The sequence below is a fragment of the Leucobacter sp. cx-42 genome (assembly GCF_014529985.1).
Classification (GTDB): Bacteria; Actinomycetota; Actinomycetes; order Actinomycetales; family Microbacteriaceae; genus Leucobacter.
The window spans coordinates 92,894-112,764 of the sequence record NZ_JACVMU010000006.1 but is presented as its reverse complement, the minus strand read 5'-3'; the positions used below and the strand labels follow the sequence as shown (position 1 = coordinate 112,764).

The 19,871-nt window shown below is 60.5% G+C and carries 19 protein-coding genes and 1 other RNA gene; 14 read left to right on the top strand and 6 right to left on the bottom strand.

The genetic code is table 11. The features are described 5' to 3' along the window. Positions 1-29: 29 nt before the first annotated feature. The gene (gene fdhD, locus ICM05_RS06520) at positions 30-971 is read right to left on the bottom strand and encodes a formate dehydrogenase accessory sulfurtransferase FdhD (RefSeq protein WP_188023780.1); all 942 of its coding nucleotides are present in this window, start codon (positions 969-971) and stop codon (positions 30-32) included. A 108-nt stretch (positions 972-1,079) separates the two neighbouring features. On the opposite strand from fdhD, the gene glp reads away from it, so the two are divergent. From glp to ICM05_RS06505, 3 genes are read left to right on the top strand one after another with little or no spacing between them, the layout of a single operon-like run. Beyond that, the gene (gene glp, locus ICM05_RS06515; protein WP_188023779.1) at positions 1,080-2,342 is read left to right on the top strand and encodes a gephyrin-like molybdotransferase Glp; all 1,263 of its coding nucleotides are present in this window, start codon (positions 1,080-1,082) and stop codon (positions 2,340-2,342) included. Further along, positions 2,339-2,974: an NTP transferase domain-containing protein gene (locus ICM05_RS06510; protein WP_188023778.1), complete on the top strand. Its 636-nt coding sequence runs from the start codon at positions 2,339-2,341 to the stop codon at positions 2,972-2,974. Before glp ends, ICM05_RS06510 begins: the two co-directional genes overlap by 4 nt. Continuing rightward, positions 2,961-3,290: a DUF6457 domain-containing protein gene (locus ICM05_RS06505; protein WP_188023777.1), complete on the top strand. Its 330-nt coding sequence runs from the start codon at positions 2,961-2,963 to the stop codon at positions 3,288-3,290. The genes ICM05_RS06510 and ICM05_RS06505 overlap by 14 nt, the downstream gene beginning before the upstream one ends. A 25-nt stretch (positions 3,291-3,315) precedes the next feature. Here the strand turns inward: ICM05_RS06505 and ICM05_RS06500 are convergent, their stop codons facing one another. Both ICM05_RS06500 and ICM05_RS06495 read right to left on the bottom strand, forming a co-directional pair. Beyond that, positions 3,316-4,503 (bottom strand): PotD/PotF family extracellular solute-binding protein, encoded by a 1,188-nt coding sequence (locus tag ICM05_RS06500; protein WP_188023776.1) that lies wholly within the window; start codon positions 4,501-4,503, stop codon positions 3,316-3,318. 42 nt (positions 4,504-4,545) lie between these two features. Further along, positions 4,546-5,379 (bottom strand): inositol monophosphatase family protein, encoded by an 834-nt coding sequence (locus tag ICM05_RS06495; protein WP_188023775.1) that lies wholly within the window; start codon positions 5,377-5,379, stop codon positions 4,546-4,548. Between the two features lie 133 nt (positions 5,380-5,512). Here ICM05_RS06495 and rpsO point away from each other — a divergent pair, with 133 nt between their 5' ends. Further along, complete coding sequence (rpsO, locus tag ICM05_RS06490) at positions 5,513-5,782, top strand: 30S ribosomal protein S15 (RefSeq protein ID WP_188023774.1); 270 nt, start codon at positions 5,513-5,515, stop codon at positions 5,780-5,782. Between the two features lie 215 nt (positions 5,783-5,997). Here rpsO and ICM05_RS06485 read toward each other — a convergent pair whose 3' ends face one another. From ICM05_RS06485 to ICM05_RS06475, 3 genes are all read right to left on the bottom strand, one after another. Next, positions 5,998-7,386, bottom strand: coding sequence for a sodium/glutamate symporter (locus ICM05_RS06485; protein WP_215401753.1), 1,389 nt, complete (start codon positions 7,384-7,386; stop codon positions 5,998-6,000). 139 nt (positions 7,387-7,525) lie between these two features. Next, complete coding sequence (locus ICM05_RS06480) at positions 7,526-8,920, bottom strand: aspartate aminotransferase family protein (RefSeq protein ID WP_188023773.1); 1,395 nt, start codon at positions 8,918-8,920, stop codon at positions 7,526-7,528. A 2-nt stretch (positions 8,921-8,922) separates the two neighbouring features. After that, positions 8,923-9,390 (bottom strand): Lrp/AsnC family transcriptional regulator, encoded by a 468-nt coding sequence (locus tag ICM05_RS06475; protein ID WP_188023772.1) that lies wholly within the window; start codon positions 9,388-9,390, stop codon positions 8,923-8,925. A gap of 384 nt (positions 9,391-9,774) precedes the next feature. On the opposite strand from ICM05_RS06475, the gene ICM05_RS06470 reads away from it, so the two are divergent. The 10 genes from ICM05_RS06470 to ssrA all read left to right on the top strand — a co-directional run bounded on the left by ICM05_RS06470 (position 9,775) and on the right by ssrA (position 19,758). Next, entirely contained in the window at positions 9,775-10,974 is a 1,200-nt protein-coding gene (locus ICM05_RS06470; RefSeq protein WP_188023771.1) for a PotD/PotF family extracellular solute-binding protein, read from the top strand. Between the two features lie 14 nt (positions 10,975-10,988). Then, the gene (locus ICM05_RS06465) at positions 10,989-12,173 is read left to right on the top strand and encodes an ABC transporter ATP-binding protein (RefSeq protein WP_188023770.1); all 1,185 of its coding nucleotides are present in this window, start codon (positions 10,989-10,991) and stop codon (positions 12,171-12,173) included. A 12-nt stretch (positions 12,174-12,185) separates the two neighbouring features. Continuing rightward, the gene (locus tag ICM05_RS06460) at positions 12,186-13,046 is read left to right on the top strand and encodes an ABC transporter permease (RefSeq protein WP_188023769.1); all 861 of its coding nucleotides are present in this window, start codon (positions 12,186-12,188) and stop codon (positions 13,044-13,046) included. Continuing rightward, positions 13,043-13,846, top strand: a complete 804-nt coding sequence (locus ICM05_RS06455; protein WP_188023768.1) for an ABC transporter permease — start codon at positions 13,043-13,045, stop codon at positions 13,844-13,846. The genes ICM05_RS06460 and ICM05_RS06455 overlap by 4 nt, the downstream gene beginning before the upstream one ends. A gap of 143 nt (positions 13,847-13,989) precedes the next feature. Beyond that, the gene (locus ICM05_RS06450) at positions 13,990-15,405 is read left to right on the top strand and encodes an APC family permease (RefSeq protein WP_188023767.1); all 1,416 of its coding nucleotides are present in this window, start codon (positions 13,990-13,992) and stop codon (positions 15,403-15,405) included. 87 nt (positions 15,406-15,492) lie between these two features. Beyond that, positions 15,493-16,602 carry a peptide chain release factor 2 gene (gene prfB, locus ICM05_RS06445; protein WP_188023766.1) on the top strand — a complete coding sequence of 370 codons (1,110 nt, stop codon included), beginning with the start codon at positions 15,493-15,495 and terminating at the stop codon, positions 16,600-16,602. Positions 16,603-16,657: 55 nt separating this feature from the next. Then, complete coding sequence (gene ftsE / locus ICM05_RS06440) at positions 16,658-17,833, top strand: cell division ATP-binding protein FtsE (protein WP_188023765.1); 1,176 nt, start codon at positions 16,658-16,660, stop codon at positions 17,831-17,833. Beyond that, positions 17,830-18,744: a permease-like cell division protein FtsX gene (gene ftsX / locus ICM05_RS06435; protein ID WP_188023764.1), complete on the top strand. Its 915-nt coding sequence runs from the start codon at positions 17,830-17,832 to the stop codon at positions 18,742-18,744. The genes ftsE and ftsX overlap by 4 nt, the downstream gene beginning before the upstream one ends. A 10-nt stretch (positions 18,745-18,754) precedes the next feature. Further along, on the top strand, positions 18,755-19,231 hold the full coding sequence (gene smpB, locus ICM05_RS06430) for an SsrA-binding protein SmpB (protein ID WP_188023763.1): 477 nt from the start codon (positions 18,755-18,757) through the stop codon (positions 19,229-19,231). A 155-nt stretch (positions 19,232-19,386) separates the two neighbouring features. Then, positions 19,387-19,758, top strand: a transfer-messenger RNA (tmRNA) gene (gene ssrA, locus ICM05_RS06425). The last annotated feature ends 113 nt before the right edge of the window (positions 19,759-19,871 follow it).

The following is a 19,871-nucleotide window of genomic DNA, read 5'->3' as shown; positions in this document are numbered from 1 at the left end:
CCACTCAGCGAAGCTCCCTCGCGACCCGACTACTCGGCGACCGGGGGAGCTTCGTTGGTAATGCGATCCGCCCGGCTGTAGACCACCATGGACTCGCCGCGCAGGAAGCCCACAAGCGTGAGACCCTCCGCCTGGGCGAGGTCCATCGCGAGGGAGGAGGGTGCTGAGACGGCCGCGAGCATTGGGATGCCCGCCATGATTGCTTTCTGCGTGAGCTCGAAGCTCGCGCGCCCCGACACCATGAGCACGCACGAGCGCAGCGGCAGACGACCGTTGAGGAGAGCCCAGCCGACGACCTTGTCGACAGCGTTGTGACGGCCAACATCTTCGCGCAGGACGAGTAGCTCACCCGTGCGGCCGTCGAACAGACCTGCCGCGTGGAGGCCGCCCGTGCGCTCGAAAACCGCCTGCTCGGCACGCAGCCGATCGGGGAACCCCACGAGCTCTGCAGCCGAGATGGTGAGCGGATCATCCGCAACCCCGAAATGAGACTGCGTGTGCACGGCGTCAATAGTCGCCTTGCCGCAGAGCCCACAGGAGCTCGTGGTCGTAAAGTTTCGCTCGAGCGAGGGATCTGGCGGTGCGACCCCGGCAGCGAGCGTGACATCGAGCACGTTGTAGGTGTTCGCGGCGTCACCAAGCGTCGGGGGAGCTGCGAACGGGTTCGCGAGGCCGACCTGACCGAGCAGGTTCACGCGGTTGGGAGCTGGCCCGTCGGTGGGTGGTTGATCCGCGCCCCCGCAGAATTGCGCCGTGAAGAAGTGCTCGGGAGCGGAAATCACGCCCTCTGACACGAGGAAGCCAGCGGCCAACTCGACATCGTGGCCGGGCGTGCGCATCGTCACCGCCAGGGGTTTGTTTCCGACGCGGATCTCGAGCGGCTCCTCGACGGTGAGGAAGTCCTTGCGGCGTTTGGGCAGCTCGCCCACAGTAATCCGAGTGATCTGACGTCGTGCGGTGATTCGTGACACAGTTCTTGGATAGCATCGAAACGAGTCCCGTGCCGCGTGGCGCGCGGACGGCAACGAGGCGCGGGCAGCTGCAGGCGCCCAGACCGGCTCAAACGGGCGGAGAACGCGATGGCGGGTACAGATTCCCTTATTCCGGCGGCGGATCACCTCAAGTGGTTGCTCGCCGAGGTCCCACGGCTGCCCGTCGAGACCGTCCCGCTGCGTGAGGCACACGGCCGGACCCTCGCGACCGACGTCACCGCTCAGCACGACCTTCCGCTGTGGGACAACTCGGCCATGGACGGCTACGCCGTGCGCGCGGCAGACCTCGCCGCAGCAACAGCGTCAGCACCAGTCGAGCTGCGCATCATCGGCGAGGTGGCAGCAGGAAGCGCCGCTGATCCCGCGATCACACCGGGGGAGTGCGTCCGCATCATGACCGGGGCACCGTTGCCCACAGACGCAGATGCGGTCGTTCCGGTCGAAGATGGCGTTGGTGAAGCCGGACCAGGCGAGTGGGCGCACGACGCGGTGTCGTTTAGCGCCGTCCCACGGCCGGGCGCCCATGTGCGGCGCCGTGGCGAAGACGTGTCGGCTGACATGTCCATTGCTGCGACGGGTGATCCGCTCACCGCAGTACGCATCGCTGCGCTCGCCGCAGCTGGTGTGGGGAGCGTTACTGTGCACCGCTCGCCTCGGATTGCCGTGATTGCGACTGGGTCTGAGCTGCAGGCGCCGGGTGCGCCGCTCGCACGTGGCCAGATTTCCGAATCAAATTCGCTCCTCATCGTGAGCCTGCTCGCGGAAACCGGAATCGGGGCCACCGTGCACGCCGTCAGCGCAGACGATCCGGCTTCATTCGGGGCGCGGATCAGCCGCCTCGCCACCGAGGTCGACGCCATCATCACGACCGGCGGTGTCGGCCCTGGTGCACACGACATCGTGCGGATTGCGCTTGCTGCCGAACCCGCGGTGCGTGCGGTGCGCGTTGCGGTGAAGCCGGGGCAGCCGCAGTGCGCGGGACGTCTGGCGGGCGGTGCATGGATCTTTGCGCTCCCGGGCAATCCCGGCAGCGCAGCGACCTCGTTCGAGCTGTTTGTTAGGCCGGCCCTCCTGCGGATGCAGGGGCGGACGGTCGTTGATCGCGTGCGGGTGCCCGTGCGCGCCGGCGTCGACTGGCGCGGATCGCGTGGTCGGCTGCAGGTGCTGCCGATCCGCCTGGAAGCGAGCGAAGCCGGGCTTGAGTGCGTGCCGGCCGTGCATGAGCGTCGAGTCTCGCACGCGGTCGGGAGCGGTGGCGGGGCCGCAGGTTACGCGCTCGTGCCGCCCGAACAGGGCGATGTGCGCGCCGGCGATGTCGTGGACGTGATTCTGGTTGGAGGTGCGGTGTGAACGCACATTCGTCGCTCAGTGCGATCGTGCTCGCTGGTGGGCGCGGATCCCGCCTCGGCGCTGACAAGGCCCGCGTGGTGGTCGGCGGGGAAACGTTGCTCGCGCGGGTGGTTGCTGCCGTGCGCGGCGGCACGGCAGCGTCGGAGATCATCGTGGCTGGTCCGGCAGCGGTGGTGCCTGCCGGGTGCATCGGGGTGCGTGAGGAGCCAGCCTATGGTGGGCCACTCGCGGCGCTGGCAGCCGCTCTGCCGCTGGTCACCGCCGATCGGGTGCTGGTGCTCGCGTGTGACCTCGTGCGGCCCACAGCGGTCGTAGCGTTGCTCACAGACACGAATTTCAATGCGGGTGAGGCAGTTGTCCTCAAAGACCCGGACGGGCGTCCGCAATGGCTCGCAGGAGCCTACAGTGTAGAGACGCTTCGCGCGGCAGTTGCAGTGGTTGAAGCGCGCGAGGGCAGCGTCGCAGACCTGCCGTTGCGCGCGGTGACCGCTGGGCTCGACGTGCGATGGGTCGATGCATCGGAGGCCGTGACAGCCGACATCGATACCCCAGCAGACCTCGCAGCAGCGCATCAGGCCGTCGACGTTGAACGAACCGCACCAACAGAAGGAGTAGACAGTGCCCGACAGTAAGCATCTTCCGCCGGCAGCCCTCGACGAATGGTTGGCTGCTGCGGCGGCCGAGACTGGCGTGACCGAAGACAACGTCGAGCTCGACACTGAGACCACGCGCATTGTGTTGCACGCGGCGAAGCTGATCGCACGGAATGTGGCTCGTCCAGCGGCGCCGCTGAGTACATTCCTGCTCGGAGTGGCCGTTGGGGCTGTTGGCGATCCGCGCGCCCTGAAAGACCTTGCCGATCAGCTCGGTGAGCTCGCGCTCGGCTGGGAAGATCGTGCTGCTTCTGACAGCAACGACGCTTCCCAACCAGGCGCGAGCAACGACTGAGGCGCACCTGGGTGCGCCCGCAAGGCTAGTTGCCGAGCACCTTTTGGTAGGCCTGGGCGAACTTGTTGTCCTCCTGTGAGGAGAGCGAGCGCATGTCGTAGATGCGCTTTGACATTTCCTCATCCGGGAAGATGAGCGGGTTGTCTGCCATTTCGGGGTTTAGCTTCGCCATCGCGTCGCGTGCGCCCTTGACCGGAGTCACGTACTGGACGTACTCAGCCACCTGCGCCGCAACCTCGGGCTCGTAGTAGTAGTCGACGAGCTTGTGAATGTCGTCAACAGGAACCGCGGTTTCCGGCATGCAGAACGAGTCGATGAAGAGCGGGGAGCCCGAATCGGGAACCACGAACTTCCAGATCTCCTCGCCGGCTTCCTCATTGAGCATCGCGATATCGCCCGACCAACACATTGCGGCGAGCACGCTGCCGTTCTGCAAGTCCTGCGTGTACGAGTTGCCCTTCACATTGAAGACTTGACCGCGGGCGATCTGCTCCTCAACGACCGCGAGCGCAGCGTTGAACTCGTCGTCACCCCACTCGCCGGCGATGTCGACGCCCTGCTCGAGCATGATGAGGCCGAGGGTGTCGTCTTGCTCTGAGAGCAGGCTGATCTTGCCCTTGAGGTCTGCAGCCCAGAGATCCGAAACCGTCTTGACGCCCTTCGGGTACAGCTGCGCGTTGTAGCAGAGGCCCGTCATACCGCCCTGGAACGGGATCGCCCATTCGCGGTTCGGGTCAAACGTCGCGTGCTTGAAGATGTCGATCATCTCAGCCTCGACGTGAGGCATGAGGGCGCGGTCAAACTGCAGCAGTTGATCCTGCTCGAAGATGCGCACGAGCGAAGAATCGGTCAGGGTGAACAGGTCGTAACCGGTGTCCTGCTTGAGCTTCAGCTGATCCTTGATCTTGCCGATAAAGGTCTTGTTGTCGTCGACGTCCTCGAAGTACTGGACATCAATGCCGGTCTTTTCGATGAACGCATTGAGCGTGGGGTAGTCCTGGGTGTCCTCGTCGAAATCCAGGTAGTAGGTCCAGCTCGCCCAGCGAATCTGTCCCTCCTTGCCGCTCGCATCCGCGCAACCCGTGAGCGACGTTGCTCCGAGGGCTGCAGCACCAACACCGAGACCGGTGAACAGCTGGCGACGGCTGACCTGCCGGGACTTTGCTGCCCGCACCAGGCTGGCGATGATGGGATCGTTAGGCTCACTTCGCATGTCTCCTCCTTTGGAGATACTTTGTACTGCCCAAGCAGTCTTTCAGAGACCGCGAACGATGTCTCGTATTTTCGTGACGAGTGTCTCGTTTCCCGCAAACAACAGCGGTTCGCCAGGGGCTGTCTGCTCATCGGCACCGAGGAGCTTTGCGCCTGCCTCGCTCGCGATGAGCGCACCAGCCGCGTAGTCCCACGGCTGCAAGCCCTTCTCGTAAAAGGCATCCACGCGGCCAGCAGCGAGCGCGCAGAGATCATATGCCGCCGCACCAAGCCGACGAATGTCCCGGATCTCCGGGAGCAAGCGGGAGAGTAGCGCAAGCTGCTCGTGCTTTCGCTCGACCGTATACCCAAAGCCGGTGGCGACCAGGGCACGTGCCGGCGTCGACACGTCACTCACGCTGAGGGTGGAGCCGTTCAGACGCGATCCGCCGCCCGTGTGGGCCGAGAACAGCTCATCAAAGCGCGGCGCATACACCGCACCCGCGACCGCGCGGCGGCCATCAGCGAAGGCGTGCGGATCAGCGACGGTCACCGCAATGCTCACCACATAAGCCGGCTGATCGTAGAGATAGTTCACGGTGCCATCGATCGGGTCAATAACCCAGGTGATGCCGCTTGCGCCTTCCGCGGAGGCACCCTCTTCGCCAAGGATGCCGTCATCTGGCCGTGCCGCACGGAGGGCAGCCGTGATGCGTGCCTCGGTCGCGCGATCAGCGTACGTCACGATATCGATGTCGCTCGACTTCGTTGCGGCAACGCTCACCCCCTCGGCGCGCATCTGCATGGCCGCTACTCCTGCCTCGCGGGCGAGCGTCGCGGCGAGTGATTCAAGCTCGGGAAGGACGGCTTGGAGTGCTGTGGGCGTCAGGTGTGCCATACCTTGAGCCTAGTGAGGTGAGTGGCGTTCCAAATAGTGGTAAGCTAGTCAGGTTGCCGTAATAACGGCCGCGGATTAAGAGAGCTAGAACATCCTGTTACTAGCGCCGCGCAGCAATCGAAAGGGGATCTCCATGGCACTCGCAGCAGACGTCAAGAAGGCGATCATGGAAGAATACGCAACCACTCCGGGCGACACGGGTTCCCCCGAGGTCCAGGTTGCACTTCTCACCAAGCGCATCAAGGATCTCACCGAGCACCTCAAGGACCACAAGCACGATCACCACTCGCGCCGTGGCCTCCTTCTCCTCGTTGGTCAGCGCCGTCGTCTCCTGGGCTACCTCCAGAAGACTGACATCACCCGCTACCGTTCGCTCATCGAGCGTCTCGGCCTCCGCCGATAAGTAGCTTCTGACTTCCGGTGATCGCCGGACGGTCTGAAACAACGCCCCGTGGCTTTCGAGCCCCGGGGCGTTGTTGTATCTTCGGCCAGTCCCGCGTGTGCCCACGTGGATCGTGCCGGTGTGGATCGAGTCTGCCAGGATCACGCTCAACGCACAGCAGGGGGCCGCTCCCATACGAGAGCGCCCCCCCTGCTGCGCGCCGCGGTGGCGGCGTGTTACGCCGTGAGGTGTGCGGCCGTGCGACCGCGCTTGACGCCCCAGAGAATCAGGAGCAGCGTGATCGCGAGGCTCGCAAGGCCGAACCACAACGATCCGATCGACAGAATCACCGGAATCGCGAATGCTGTGAGAATGCCGCCGCCGAGCAATGGCTCATAGATGAGCTGCTTGTATCCGTATGCGCGGGCTGCCGACGTCTCGTGTGCGGGATCCGCCATATCGGCGAGAATGAAGCCAGCGGCCACATTGCCCTGCGACTGGCCATAGTCGGCGATGGAATGTTCGAACCAGTCCTTGCGGTGGATTTTCGGACCAAGCCAAAGCATGCCAAAGACGCTCCACGCGAAGGCGATCACCGTGAGAATCACCAGGCTCACCCAGTTCGCACCGAGCGCGGCGAGTGACATGGTGCCGATGGCTGCCGCAATGAGGAGATCGAGCGCGAGCCCCGAGATGTCATTGATCGTACGACGATCGAGAATTGCTTCCTGGCCGACCTTCGAGAGCACGAGCTGCACGAGGAAACCACCAATGACGGTAAAGGGGAAGAGCGGGAAATTGTCGAGCGCTGACGAGCCTGCGAGGTTCAAGATCCAACGCAGTGAATACAGCATCACAATTGCGAGGGCGATCGCAATAGCAATCGCGCCGAAGCTGCGAGACAGTGAGCCGAGGCCGCCCTTGTTGTCGACCTGATCACCGGAATTCGGCTTGATCTTGCTGAGTGACGAGGTGATTGGGGTGCGGTCGTCAGCGGTGCGCGCGACCGGAATCTTGGGATTGCGGATTGCATAGTTCACGAGGAGCGATCCGCCAATAATGCCGGTGAGCATACTGATGGTCGCGAGCCCGAGGCCCACATCGACGATCTCGGGTGCGCCTGCTTCCTCCAGAATGCCGCCCATGCCGGCGATCGTGCCGTGGCCACCGGCAAACGACATCTCCAGGATGGAACCTGCAACCGGATTGAGTCCGAAGAACGGCGTGAGGATGAATACGACAGCGAGCGCGCCGAGCGCAAACTGGCCAAAGGAGAAGACGCTGCCCAGAATCACGTGCGGGGCGGCTTCTTTCCACACCTGCTTGAATGAGGGGAGAGACTTGCCCAGCATGATGCCGGCGAACACGATGTTAATGAGCAGGCCGGGCAGCAACTCGATGATGTGTAGTGCGCGCTCGGGGAACAAGCTCCAACCGCCCGTGAACTGCCCAATGATTTGGGGGCCGAGCAGCAGGATCAAGAAGCCAGCAATGACGCTGCCTGGAATGTACAGGCGCCGCAGGATTGGTACCCGCTTGCGCACGATCATTCCAGCCATGAGGGCGAAACCAAGATACACAAACGCGAGTGCATCCCACTGGGTACTAGAAAACTCACCGAACACGTACCTAGCCTAGTGATATGTAGCCCCTATTGACTCCCTGTTTGAGCGCGTTGCGTGGATACAGCAAAGCGCCCCCACCACAAAAGTGGTGGGGGCGCTCGCGCAGCAAACTGGATTACTCCAATTTAGCTCCAGATCATTAGATCTTTGCCGAAGCGTCCTTCAGAACGCTGCGGAGGATGCCGCCGATTTCAGCGAACTCTGCCGGACCAATGGTCAGCGGGGGAGCAAGCTGGATGACGGGGTCGCCACGGTCGTCTGCACGGCAGTACAGGCCAGCGTCCCAGAGAGCGGGCGAGAGGTAATCGCGGAGGAGGCGATCCGACTCCTGCTCGTTGAAGGTCTCCTTGGTTGCCTTGTCCTTGACAAGCTCAATACCGAAGAAGTAGCCCTCACCGCGAACGTCACCGACGATGTCGATGTCAAGAAGCTTCTCGAGCTCTGCACGGAACAGCGGGCTGTTCTCGCGTACGCGGCCGTTGAGGTCTTCTTCCTCGAAGATGTCGAGGTTCTCGAGTGCTGCTGCAGCTGCCGCAGGGTGACCTGCGAAGGTGAAGCCGTGGTAGAAGGTGTTGTCTTCGTTGTTGAAGACCTCCGACACCTTGTCAGCAACGATCATTGCACCGAGGGGCACGTAGCCCGAGGTGATGCCCTTTGCCGAGGTGATGATGTCAGGCTCGTAGCCGAGTGCCTTCGAAGCGAAGAAGTCGCCGATACGACCGTATGCACAGATGACCTCATCCGAAACGAGGAGGACGTCGTACTGGTCGCAGATCTCGCGAACGCGCTTGAAGTAACCGGGGGGAGGCGGGAAGCAGCCACCCGAGTTCTGTACGGGCTCAAGGAAGACTGCAGCAACAGTCTCGGGGCCCTCGAAGAGGATAGCCTCTTCGATGCGGTTAGCTGCCCACTGGCCGAACGCTTCGATGTCGTTCGAGGGAGCGCCCATCTCATCGGCACGGTAGAAGTTCGTGTTAGGAACGCGGTGACCACCGGGGGTCAGCGGCTCGTAGAACTTCTTCATGTCGGGGATACCGGTGATAGCAAGAGCACCCTGCGGCGTGCCGTGGTAGGCAACCGAACGCGAGATGACCTTGTGCTTCATCGGCTGGCCCTTGATCTTCCAGAAGTGCTTAGCCAGCTTGAATGCCGACTCAACAGCTTCGCCACCGCCGGTGGTGAAGAAGACCTTGTTCATTTCGCCGGGTGCGTACGATGCGAGACGCTCCGACAGCTCAATTGCTGCGGGGTGACCGTACGACCAGATCGGCATGAAGTCGAGCTGCTTCATCTGCTTTGCAGCAGCCTGAACGATGCGATCGCGGCCGTGGCCTGCGTTCACAACGAAGAGACCAGCAAGGCCATCGATGTAGCCCTTGCCTGCTGCGTCGTAGATGTGGTGGCCCTCGGCGCGGGTGATGACGGGGATACCGTCGTTGAGCACCTTACGGTTGGTGAAGTGCGGCCACATGTGCTTCCGGGCCGAAGCCTGGAGAGCTGCAGTGTCGACCGCTGCAGTTGGATCGAAAGACATGGTTATCGTGTTCCCCAGTCGTATTTCTGTTTGTTGAGTTTGAGATAGACGAAAGTCTCAGTCGATGAAACGCCCTCGAGCTGGCGAATGGTGTCATTCAGCAACTCGATAAGTGCATCATCGTCCTCGCAGACTACCTCGGCAAGAAGATCAAAGGAACCCGCGCTGAGCACGACGTAACTGACTTCTGGCACCTCTGCGAGTCGATCGGCGACGACCCTGGTGTCGCCTGAGACCCGTATGCCGAGCATTGCTTGTCGGTGGAAGCCGATTCGCATTGGGTCTGTCACTGCAACAATCTGCATGACGCCGGCATCGGTGAGTTTCTGCACACGCTGACGGACAGCGGCCTCGCTGAGGCCTACTGCCTTTCCGATTTCGGCATACGAACGCCGACCATCGAGCTGAAGTTGCTCAATGATCGCTTTCGACGTCGAATCGAGTGCCAGAGTGGCTCGTTTAGTACCCACACCACTGATTCTGTCAGTCGGAAAGCAAAAAAGCAAAGGAATCCGAAGCTGATGCCGAGAAATTCAGGCAATTTGGAAAGTTCACAGGAAAAAGTGCAGCCTGAATTATGCCCTCACGGGGTCGTACTTACTAGGGTGCGCCAATTTTTCTGAAACGCAAGTGAACCAGTGGATATTGCGGAAGAGTGCCGCTCATTCGCACATGATTTGCGAGTTTGATAACTGTTTTGTGTCTAATTCGGCAACACCGATACTCCACCCTGGTATTGGCTTGCGAACTGTGAAATATTCAACATGCGTGAGTTAGCTGTGAAAACTGCTGATTTGCGCAGTGCACAAACAGCGAGACAGACGTGCACAACATATGAGTCAAAGGAGACCCAAATGGTGAATCGCATGCCCGAAGACCCAATGGTCAAGAACGTCGTCAACATGATCCGTGGAGCGCAGATGGATCGTCGCCGCCTACTCAAGGGGGCGATGCTTGGAGCCGCCGGCCTTGGCACGCTCGGCTTGTCCGCCTGCGCCGGCGGGAGTGACGCCAACGGTGTGACGTGGGGCAACTGGACCTACTACCTCGACTTCGATGAGGAGACTGGCGGCTTTGGGTCGCTCGATCGCTTCACCGAAGAGACCGGTATGAAGGTCACCTACATCGAGGACATCGACGACAACAACACTTTCTACGGCAAGATCAAAGATCAGCTCAAGCAGAATCAGTACACCGGCTACGACGTGATTACGTTCACTGACTGGATGAACGCGCGTCTGCTCGAGGCGAACCAGATTCAGGAATTTGATTACGCGAACCTTCCCAATGTGAAGAGCAACATGGTTGAGGCGCAGTGGGATGCGCTCGACGTTGATCCCGGCCGTCAGTTCACCATCCCCTGGCAGCTTCCCGCTTCCGGCTGGGTTTGGAATACGGAGGCTGTGCCGAAGGGGATCAAGGAACTCAACGACTTCATGCGCCCAGAGCTCAAGGGCAAGGTTGGTGTGCTCACCGAGATGCGCGACACCATGGGCATGATTCTGGCGGGTCTTGGTTACGACCCATCGGGTGACTGGGGCGACAAAGAATATGACGAGGCGCTCGCATGGCTCGACGATGGCCTGCAGAGTGGTCAAATCAAGAACGTGAAGGGGAACTCCTACACGCAGGATCTCCAGACCGGTGACACCCTCGTTGCAATGGCGTGGACGGGTGACGTCATCATGATGAACACCGAGGAGCCAGACGGCCCGAAGTGGACGATGGAGATCCCCGAATCAGGTGGCATGATTGCGGCCGATTCGTTCACCGTGCCGAACGGCACAGACCCTGAGGCGAAGAAGCGCGTGGAAGAACTCATCAACTTCTACTACCAGCCTGAGGTGATGGCAGACGTCGCAAACTACGTCACCTTCGTGCCCCCGGTAGCGGGCACTCAGGAGGCAATGCGGAAGCTCCACCCCGAGAACGCAGAAAACCCGCTCATTTTCCCCACGGAAACCGACTGGAAGCACCTGCACTCGTTCCGCACGCTGTCAGCTGAAGAAGACAAGAAATACTCAACCGCGTTCCAGAACGTCCTGGGGCTGTAAGGGCTGCATACATAATGGCTAACATCAATACTTTCGCGGAAAAGGGCGCGGATCTCGAGCTTGTCGGGATCCAGAAGCGTTTCCCCGGATTCACCGCGATTGAAAACCTCGACCTGACCATTCCGGCCGGATCGTTCTTCGCGCTGCTCGGCCCCTCCGGCTGTGGCAAGACGACGACGCTCCGACTGGTTGCTGGTCTCGAGGACCCGACGGAAGGCCGGATTCTGCTCGGTGGCAAAGACGTCACCGACCTGAAGCCGTTCAAGCGTCCCGTCAACACCGTATTCCAGTCGTACGCACTGTTCCCGCACATGACGATCCTTGAGAACGTCGCGTTCGGTTTGCGTCGACGCAAGATTGGCGATCCGCTCGCGAAGGCGCAGGACGCCCTGCGCCTGGTGGAGCTTGACCACGTGAAGGATCGCAAGCCGGCACAGCTGTCGGGCGGCCAGCAACAGCGCGTTGCACTCGCACGCGCCGTGGTGAACCGCCCCGCACTGCTCCTTCTTGACGAGCCGCTCGGCGCGCTCGACCTCAAGCTGCGTCGCCAGATGCAGCAGGAGCTGAAGGCGATTCAGCAGGAGGTCGGCCTCACCTTCCTCCACGTGACGCATGACCAGGAAGAAGCGATGACGATGGCTGACACCGTCGCCGTTATGAACAAGGGCCGCATCGAACAGATGGGTGCCCCTGAGGAACTTTACGAGCTCCCCAAGACGGTATTCGTTGCGAACTTCCTCGGTCAGTCAAACCTGTTCAGCGTGAAGGTCGCTGGCGCCACTGACACCGTGATTCACACGGATCTCGCTGGCAGTCGTATCTCGGTGCCTCGTAGCCGTAGCCAACGCGATGCTGGGGACATCACCGTTGGCGTTCGTCCAGAAAAGCTTCGTTTGCACCGCGAGCAGCCGTCGAGTCACGACGCGGCGACCAACGTGCTCGGCCCTGGCGTGATCACCGATGTCTCATTCATTGGCGTGAGTACGCAGTACACGGTCGAGTCTTCGGTCTTCGGGTCGGTGCAGGTCTTCGCGCAGAACGTCGAGGCAGGTCCCGCAGCGTCGCTCGGAGACACCGTGTGGCTGAGCTGGCTCGTAGAGCACACCTTTGGTCTGCTCGACGACCGCCTGGATACCGGCGCCCTCACCACAGAGTTCTCGACGCGAGCAATCGCGACGCAGGCAGCACTCGCTGAGTAGGAGCTCGTCACCATGGCCTTTACCGCGTTCTCAGGCGAGACAAAGGCAGTAGAGCAATCCCCGCAGAAGCGTGGCTGGATCGCCCTGATCCTCCTCGCACCGGGCATTGCATACATGCTGCTCTTCTTTGTCGCGCCGTTTATCCAACTGGCGATCACATCACTGCAGGCTCCTGCCGACAGCGGTGGCATCGGTCAGTACGTCGCTGCGCTGCAGTTCTCGAACTACTGGGCTGCGCTCCAGGAATACTGGCCGCAGCTGCTGCGGTCGTTCGTGTACGCAATCGTTGCAACGATCATCGGTCTCATCATCAGCTACCCGCTGGCATACCTCATCGGTGTGAAGGTGCGTTCGAAGCCGATGCTCCAGGGCGTGCTGCTCATTCTCGTAGTGGCGCCGTTCTTCATTAGCTTCCTGCTGCGTACCCTCGCGTGGAAGTCGATTCTCCCGAGCGATCTCATCGGAACTCACTTCTCAGTGATTTTCGGTCTCGTCTACAACTTCATTCCGTTTATGGTGCTGCCGATGTTCTCGTCGTTGCAGGCGCTTGACCTGCGACTGCTCGAGGCAGGTTCTGACCTCTACGCGTCGCCGGCGACGACATTCCGCAAGGTGACGCTGCCGCTGTCGATGCCAGGCATCGTTTCGGGTACGCTGCTGAGCTTCATCCCGATGTCTGGTGACTACGTCAATGCATCGCGTGAGTTCCTCGGTGGAACCTCGACGACGATGGTCGGTAACGTCATCGAGTCGAACTTCCTGCAGACGCAGAACTACCCGATGGCGGCAACGCTTTCGATCATTCTGATGGTGATCATTCTCATCTTTGTTGCCACCTACGTGCGTAAGAGCGGGGCGGAGGATCTGCTGTGAAAAACTTCAGTCTTGGCAAGGCGTTCGTGCCGGTCATTGCGACCATTACGCTGGTCTACTTGCTTGTTCCGATCGTGCACGTCATTGTGTTCTCGTTCAACGACGCTGGTCGTAACAACATTCTGTGGCGTGGCTTCACGCTGAAGAACTGGCAGAACCCGTGTGGCGCACCGCAGGTGTGTACCGCGTTCGGCAACAGCATTCTTATTGGTGTCGTCGCGACGGTCATTGCGACCATTCTCGGCACGCTGATTGCTATTGCGCTTGTGCGTTACCACTTCAAGGGACGCTCGACCGTCAGCCTCTTGCTCTTCACCCCGATGGCTACCCCTGAGGTGGTCCTTGGTGCGGGCCTTGCAGCGCAGTTCCTGCTCGCTGGCGTGCAGAAGGGCATTGGCACGATCATCCTCGCGCACACGATGTTCTGCATCTCGTACGTGGTGGTGGCGGTCAAGGCTCGAGTAGCGAGCCTTGATCCCGCGCTCGAGGAAGCCGGCCGCGATCTGTATGGCTCGCCCATGCAGGTATTTTGGCGGATCACCTTCCCCATGCTGCTCCCAGGCATCATCGGTGCGGCGCTGCTCTCCTTCGCGCTCTCCTTTGATGACTTCATCATTACGAACTTCAACTCAGGAACAGCAACCACGTTCCCGAAGTTCATTTACATTTCGGCGTTGAAGGGCGTTCCCGCACAGGCGAACGTTCTCGCATCGATTGTCTTCCTTGGCGCGCTGCTCCTCGTAGTCATCGTGCAGCTGGTTGGCATTAACAAGAAGAAGAAACTCGCAAGAATGGCATGATCCACTCGGCGGGTCGCTGAATAATCTTCGGCAGGGCTGGCGTATCCATCGGATGCGGCCAGCCCTGTTCATTTTTGGGAGTAGGGTAACTCTGTTCCCATTTTGAGCGACGTATGTCGCACACGTTCTTAAAGGAGAGAACAATGGCGAAAGGACTGGCTCCTGCAGTGACGCAGCGAGCAAACCTGAAGCGGAACCTTGGCCTCTGGGCCATCGTGGGTCTCGGCCTTGGTTACATGACGCCGACGGTGGTGTTTGACACGTTCGGCATGGTTGCACGCGACACCAATAACGTCGTGCCGATGGCGTACCTCGTTGCGCTCGTCGTCATGCTCTTTACGGCTTCAAGCTACGGCAAGATGTCTCGCGCAATTCCGAGTGCCGGATCCGCGTACACGTACGTGCGTGAATCGATCCACCCGAATGTCGGCTTCATGGTCGGCTGGACCGCGCTCATCGACTACATGCTGCTGCCGATGGTAAACTGTCTGATCATTCGTAGTTATCTTGAGGCGGTATTCCCAGGCACCCCAGGCTGGATCTGGGTCGTCGGATACTGCATCATCACCACCGGTGTCATCTACTTCACGATGCGCGGTACTTCGAACCTCAATATGATCCTGCTCGTCTTCTCGATCGTGGTCATGGCCGTCTTCGTTGCAATGGTTTGGGGCCAGCTCGCAGCTGGCGAAGGCGTCGGCACTGTTGCTTCGATGGATCCGTTCTTCCACGACGGCGTGCAGATGGGTGCTGTGCTGACCGGCGCGACCATTGTCTGCTTCTCGTTCATCGGCTTTGACGCGGTCACCATGTACGTCGAGGAAGCGAAGAGCCCGAAGATTGTTCCGCGCGCAATTCTCCTCACCGTGCTCATCGGTGGCGCAATCTTCCTCATCGCCGGCTACTTCTCGCAGCTCCGATTCCCTGAATGGGAGCTCTTCGCGCCGGGTGGCGACATGCAGTACATCGAGGACTCGACCCTTCCGCTCATGGGTAAGGAGGTCGGTGGCGGCACCCTGCAGGCAGTCCTTACTGCAGCGGGCTTCGCAGCGACCTTCGCGTCTGGCCTCGCATCGCACGCATCGGTCTCGCGCATGCTCCTCGTGATGGGCCGCAACAACGTGCTCCCGAAGAAGGTCTTCGGCTACATCAACCCCAAGACCAGCACCCCGACCTTCAACATCATCCTGACCGGCCTGGTCTGCATGCTCGCAATTGCGTTCACGCTTGAGATGATTGCCGCGTTCATTAACTTCGGTGCGCTCATCGCGTTCTCGTTTGTGAACATTTCGGTCATCGCGTGGTTCGCGATTCGCCAGAAGCGATACAAGACCCCTGGCGACTTCTTCAAGTTCGTCCTGATGCCGGGTATCGGCATGCTGCTGACGGGTATCCTCTGGGCAAATCTCCACGTTGACGCACTCATTGGTGGTCTGGCGTGGGCTGCGATCGGCTTCATCTACCTGCTGTGGCTGACGCGCGGATTCAAGCGCAAGGTCCAGGCGTTCGATGAGATCCAGCCGGTGACCGGCTTCAACAAGGTTCCCATCGACGACTAATTCGGCGGATCCCGCTCTGCCAACGCCCCCGTACCCCTCGGTTTCAGAGGAGTGCGGGGGCGTTGCTGCAGGTAAGCTAGAACAATCATGCTCGACATTGACTTCAACGCACGCGTTCGCGCGATCCGCTCGACCTATGCAGACATCGCAGAGGTCACCAACCTCGAGAAACTCGATCGTGAGATCGCAGAACTCGAGGAGCAGGCCGTCGCGCCCGGCCTGTGGGACGATCCCGCTGCAGCGCAGAAGATCACGAGTGGTCTTTCACACCGTCAGGCTCGCGTGAAGAAACTGCGTGGCGTCGAAGCGCGGATCGACGACCTTGAGGTGCTTGCACAGCTCGCGGTCGAGATGGAAGACGCCGATTCCGAGCAGGAAGCCATGAAGGAACTGGCGGCGCTCGAAGCTGCGCTGCAGGACCTTGAGGTGCAGACGATGCTCTCTGGCGAGTACGACGAGCGCTCTGCGGTTGTCACGATCCGCTCTGGTGCGGGTGGCGACGACGCAACCGACTTCGCGGAGATCCTCCTGCGCATGTATCTGCGCTGGGCGGAGGACCACGACTTCCCAACCAAGGTGCTTGACACCTCGTACGCTGAGGGTGCTGGCATCAAGTCTGCGACGTTCGAAGTTGACGCACCCTACGCGTTCGGCAAGCTGTCTGTTGAGGCGGGCACGCACCGACTCGCGCGCATCAGCCCCTTCGGCTCCGCAGATAAGCGCCAGACGAGCTTCGCCGGCGTCGAGGTCATCCCGCTGCTTGAAGAAGCGACCGAGGTTGATATTCCCGAGACTGACATCCGTGTTGATGTCTACCGCTCGTCGGGCCCTGGTGGCCAGTCGGTCAACACGACCGACTCCGCTGTGCGAATCACCCACCTTCCGACCGGCATCGTGATCTCGATGCAGAACGAGAAGTCACAGATTCAAAACCGTGCAGCAGCAATGCGTCTGCTGCAGACTCGCCTGCTCCTGCTCCAGAAAGAACAGGAAGCAGCGAAAAAGAAGGAGCTTGCCGGTTCGGTGACCGCGAGCTGGGGCGATCAGATTCGCTCATACTTCCTCTACGGCCAGCAGCTCGTGAAAGACTTGCGCACGGGCCACGAATCGTCGCAGCCTGATGCTGTCTTCGATGGCGACCTCGACGGCTTCATCGCCGCTGGTATTCGTTGGCGCTCGCTGACGAAAAACGACTGAGTTACAGCGCGCCTCAGCCCACCCCCAGCAAGCTCCGCGTATCGTCAGGAACGTCATGATCCTCTTTGAGAACGTCACCAAAAAGTACCGCGGAACGCAGAAGCCCGCGCTCGATAACTTGAGTATCAATATCGGGCGCGGCGAATTCGTGTTCATTGTGGGCGCATCGGGCTCTGGAAAATCGTCCTGTTTGCGACTCATCCTCTGTGAGGACCAGCCAACTTCAGGCTCTATCCATGTCGCTGGTCAGGACCTGCGCCGAATTTCCTCGCGCAAGGTTCCGTACTTCCGCCGTGGCCTCGGCATGGTCTTCCAGGACTTCCAGCTCCTCGCGAACAAGACGGTCTACGACAACGTAGCCTTCTCGCTTCAGGTGATTGGAAAGTCGCGCGGCTTCATTCAGGAAGCCGTCCCCGACACCCTTGAAATGGTTGGCCTGTCAGGCAAGGCGAAGCGCTACCCGCATGAGCTCTCCGGTGGTGAGCAGCAGCGCGTTGCGATTGCGCGTGCGATCGTGAACAAGCCTGCGATTCTGCTTGCTGATGAGCCGACCGGTAACCTTGACCCGGCAACGAGTCTTGGCATCATGCAGCTCCTCAAAGCAATTAACGCTGCGGGCACCACGGTGGTGATGGCAACCCATGAGGCTGCCTTCGTGGACATCATGCGTCAGCGCGTGATCGAGCTTTCGCAGGGCGTACTCGTCCGCGATGAGGTCGGTGGCGGCTACGGTGAGACCGCATCCATTCCGATCGCGGATCTCTCGTCGGAGACTGCGCAGGCACTGCGCGCTCCCGAAGAGGTCGTCCGCGCCGCACTTGGCCCCGATGCAGACCTTGATCTTGAGTCGCTGGCTACGCCGGCACCGACGCTCGACCCAGCTTCTGAGTCGGCTGCGGACGCTGTCGCGCCAGTCACTCCCGCACCCTTTACCGATGCTGATGCTGACACCGATCTGGCAATGCAGCCGGTTGTGTCGGCGCCCGCTGCACCGGTTGCCCCGGTTGTGCCTCCCGCGCAGCCTGTGGCGCAGCCGGAGTCCGATCCGCTTGATGACACGATCCGTGCAGGGTCGCCAGGTGCGCCACCCGCACCGAAGCGTCGTATCCCGGCGTTCCTGGAACCGGGTGACAGCATTGATCCTGTGCAGATGGCAGAAACCGGAAACCTCGCAGAGCACCTCGGTCTCCGCGACGAAGATGATCAGCGAGATGTGGGGCCGGTTCGATGAGATTTAGACTCGTAATGGGCGAGGTCTGGAGTGGCCTCCGCCGAAATCTTTCTGTCGCGATTTCTGTCGTGCTCGTGACGTTCGTGTCGCTCACCTTTGTGGGTGCCGCGGTGCTCATGCAGCTTCAGATTAGCCAGATGAAGACCTTCTGGTACGACCGTGCACAGGTGGCTGTTTACCTCTGTACCTCGTTCGATCAGAGCTCGACGTGTGATGGTACCGACGCAAACGAAGAAACCATCGACGCCGTGCAGGCAGCGCTCGACTCAGAGATTCTCGCGCCGCACATCGAGGAGACGTTCTTCGTCGACCATGATCAGGCCTATGAAGAATTCACGAAGCAGTTCGAGGGCAACCCGATCGTCGACATCACGACGCCAGATCAGCTGAACCAGACCTTCTGGATCCGCCTCACTGATCCGTCAAAGTCGGACATCATCCAGGAAGCGTTCTCGGACATTCCCGGTGTGCAGAGCGTTTCTGACCAGCGCAGCTTGCTCGATCGGATCTTCCTGTTCCTCGGCGTTGCGAGCTATTCCGCGATTGCCATCGCCGGCCTGATGCTTGTCGCTGCGGTGCTGCTGATTTCGACCACGATTCGCCTCTCGGCGTACTCGCGACGGCGAGAGATTGGCATCATGCGCTTGGTTGGCGCGTCAAACGGCTTCATTCAAACGCCATTCATCCTTGAAGGTGTGATCGCATCGCTTATCGGTGCGGTCCTTGCGAGCGCAGCTTCGCTTGCCATTGTGAAGTTCTTCGTGCAGGGCTTCCTCGTTACCGAGGTGCCGTTCACGAGCTACATCACGATGGATCAGGCCCTCGTTGTGCCGCCAATTCTCATTGGTGCAGGCGTGATTCTTTCGGCGATTGCGGCAAAGATCGCAATCACCCGCTATCTCAAGGTATAAGGTCTTATCCATGCCTAAGGAGACTGGCGAGAAGCTCATCGCCTCGAACAAGAAGGCGCGCCACGAGTATCACATCATCGATACCTATGAGGCCGGAATGGTCCTCACCGGTAGCGAGGTGAAGTCGCTTCGTATGGGACGCGCGTCGCTTGTCGACGGCTACGTGTTCATCGAGCGGGGAGAAGCGTGGCTCGACACCGCGTATATCCCGGAGTACTTGAACGGCTCGTGGACCAACCATTCGCCGCGACGTAAGCGCAAGCTGCTGCTGCACCGTCAGCAGATCGACAAGCTGTACCAGAAGACCCGCGAGGGTGGCATGACGATCATTCCGCTCCGCCTGTACTTCTTGGACGGGCGCGCAAAGGTCGAGATTGCGCTTGCCAAGGGTAAGAAGGAATACGACAAGCGTCAGACGCTCCGTGAGCGTCAGGACAAGCGCGAGGCGGATCGCGCAATGCGCGACAAAAACCGTATGGGGGAGTAGCTTCGAGCTGCTATCCTGTAATGCCGGGCATTGCTCGGAGTCGGCATCGGTCGGCGGGGCTTTGGCCCGAAACCTGGGCCTGGCCCAGAACTTGGTAATTCAACAGTGCATGATGCGAGTGCCTCAGATCCGCGCCCTTGGCGTGTGATCGATACGGGGCCGATCGGTTTCGACACGTCGATTTAAGACCGTGGGAAGCGGGCCGAGGACGCGGAGTTATCTCGTTAACGCCCTTCGCAAAACACAGGTGCAAACGCTAAGCGCACCGACTTCGCTCTCGCTGCCTAAGCACGAGACCGAGTCCGTCAGGCCGGGTATGCCTTCGCCCCGGTTTCCTGGCGTCATTTAGAGGGCTTGCTGGTTCGTTGAGTGTCAGGGCGAACCGGGACTTTCACTGATGCTGGGCCTGTCGTTCTAGATGTTTGTGGCAAAGAACGGGGCCGAGTAGAACGTCTGCACAAACTACGCTCGTAGAAGACATGGAATTGTCGAAGTGGACCGGGGTTCGATTCCCCGCGGCTCCACTGGAACTCGCATCACGCACGATTTACCGCGGAAACCGCCGGTGCCCCTGGGAAACCTTGGGTGCCGGCGGTTTTTGTTTTGGTAGGTGGTTTGCGGTTGGCCCCGCGAATTTGGC